Genomic DNA, 1,977 nt, shown 5'->3' on the forward strand with positions numbered 1-1,977 from the left:
TGTATCCGCTGGATGGAATGTGTCATTGGCAGCTAACGCTTGAGTTAAGCCGACGTGCGTAGCGGAGCCAACAACATGGCAAGCTTTATCTGCCATGTTGTTGGTGTAGCGAAGCGCGTTCGGCTTGAACGATTTGTTAGGCGCGATCATCCCGCGGAAATGACGGCCCGGCAAGGCCGCTTGAATCGAAGCCAGGACAACCGGGCGCACCCCGTGAGCTGCCAGCGGCAAACACTCCGAAGCCCGTCCTTGCTGGGCCCGCAATGCCTCCGCGACCACGCGCCGCCAAGTGCCTCCGAAGCCGTTGTGCGAACCGCGACAATGCCTGAGTGCGCGAGCGGAGAAGTGACCGAAGCCGGCCGCCCGACGCCCGCGACAACTGGGGTCGAATGGCCATGCGATGCAACCGCAGGCGAGAACCGCTTTAGCTTTAGGTTTGACGCGCCTAACGCCTGAGTTAAGCCGCGCCGCAAAGCGGCGTCGGCTTGAATGAATTGTTAGGCCTCACTCCGCTGGAGGCCAGTACTTGTACTTGTGTTCCCATGTAATGTCAGTGTCCTGCCTTAAGAACCGCATGAGCTCAATTTTAATTCCTGCTGGCTCATCCGTCCGATGGAATAGTTGCTTGAACCACATGTAGGTATCCGCGAGCTGCAGAAGTCTCGAGTGGTGAGATTGAGCGAAGTGAACTGTATCCACTACGTTTCCGATACTTTGGCCAAAAGCGTACAAAGTGCCACTCTGTCGGTACTCGGCGAGGCTTCTCACCGATCTTTCAACTACGCCACCGTGCTCAAGGTCGCCAATAAGAATTGAACTTGTTTTTCTGCCCCGGGCGAACTGATTGACCCTCTCAACGAGATACATGAATGCCATTGCTTCATAGTCAACCGATGCGTCGATCCTCGCCACGTCGAGGCGAACCGCAACTCTAAACACGCCGTCTGGTTTGTCGATGATTCTGGCGAGTTCTTTAAGAACCTCAAGCCGTCTAGCGGGATCTCGCCAACGTCTAAAATTCCTGTTGCCGGAACAAATGTCAGTTGCGTGAAACTCCGTTGATTGGGTTAGTTCGTACGAGCCAAAACAGCGATGAGCCAACTGATTGAGCTCCGACTCGATGTCTTGAATCACGTCGTCACGAAGCATGAGTCCGCCAAGCCAGTAATAGGGCTGACCTTGTGGGTTTGGCTTTACTTCGTCGAAGTAGCTGATGAGCACTTGTGAGGCCTAACGCTTGAGTTAAGCCGACCCGCGAAGCGGGTTCGGCTTGAACGAATTGTTAGGCAGCAGCTCCTTGACCATGTGTGCGTTGGACAGCGTTACGTCCATTACTGCTACCGACTGACGAACGTGCACTACGAAGCCATGCCAAGTGAAGAATCCTTCTGCAGCAAGGCTGACATTGGCAGAGAGATTGGACAAGCCACGGTCCTCCGCAACATCATGGATATGCCGCATAAGCGCAGAGCCGACGCCACGACGAGCAAACTCTCCTGACACAAAGAAGTGGTCGATGTAGCCGGATGCCTGGAGGTCAGCGTAACCAGCTACTCGACTGCCAACAACCGCTACAAATGGGCGAATCGCAGCGATCTTCTCGTGCCATCTATCCCTGTCGTAGATGGCCGGCGCCCATGCGTTGATCTGCTCGCGTGTGTAGTGGGCCCGGGCCAGTTGATGTACAGATGACAGGAATACATCTCGAAGGATTGCTTCTTCTCCCGGTATGTACTCGCGGATGAGCATGTTCTGCTGCCTAACAGCTAAGTTAAGCCGAAACGCGTAGTGGAGCCAAACACATGGCAAGCTTTACCTGCCATGTGTTTGGTGGAACGAAGCGGTTTCGGCTTGAACGAATTGTTAGGCCTCAGCATAGGCTGCTGGACCTGCTATGTGAACAACTCATCGTTGCGGAGTACGAAGAACGAAAAGATCGCACCAGCCGGTATGAGGGAGACTAGCCCGAACAGAAAA

General features: G+C 54.5%; 3 protein-coding genes. All 3 read right to left on the minus strand.

Annotation, left to right across the window (positions count from 1 at the left end; genetic code table 11):
* Positions 1-210: hypothetical protein (locus tag ABD679_RS11215; RefSeq protein ID WP_344760072.1), on the minus strand; the 210-nt coding region annotated here is incomplete at its 3' end.
* Positions 211-504: 294 nt separating this feature from the next.
* The gene (locus ABD679_RS11220; RefSeq protein ID WP_344760073.1) at positions 505-1,221 is read right to left on the minus strand and encodes a DUF3800 domain-containing protein; all 717 of its coding nucleotides are present in this window, start codon (positions 1,219-1,221) and stop codon (positions 505-507) included.
* A 21-nt stretch (positions 1,222-1,242) separates the two neighbouring features.
* Complete coding sequence (locus ABD679_RS11225) at positions 1,243-1,749, minus strand: GNAT family N-acetyltransferase (RefSeq protein WP_344760074.1); 507 nt, start codon at positions 1,747-1,749, stop codon at positions 1,243-1,245.
* Between the last annotated feature and the right edge of the window lie 228 nt (positions 1,750-1,977).

It is taken from the genome of Luteimonas lutimaris (assembly GCF_039537065.1).
GTDB lineage: Bacteria > Pseudomonadota > Gammaproteobacteria > Xanthomonadales > Xanthomonadaceae > Luteimonas > Luteimonas lutimaris.

What these genes read in the sequence shown, in the direction of transcription:
- ABD679_RS11225 (WP_344760074.1), bottom strand. Translation starts at nt 1,749, where the DNA reads ATGCTCATCCGCGAGTACATACCGGGAGAAGAAGCAATCCTTCGAGAT.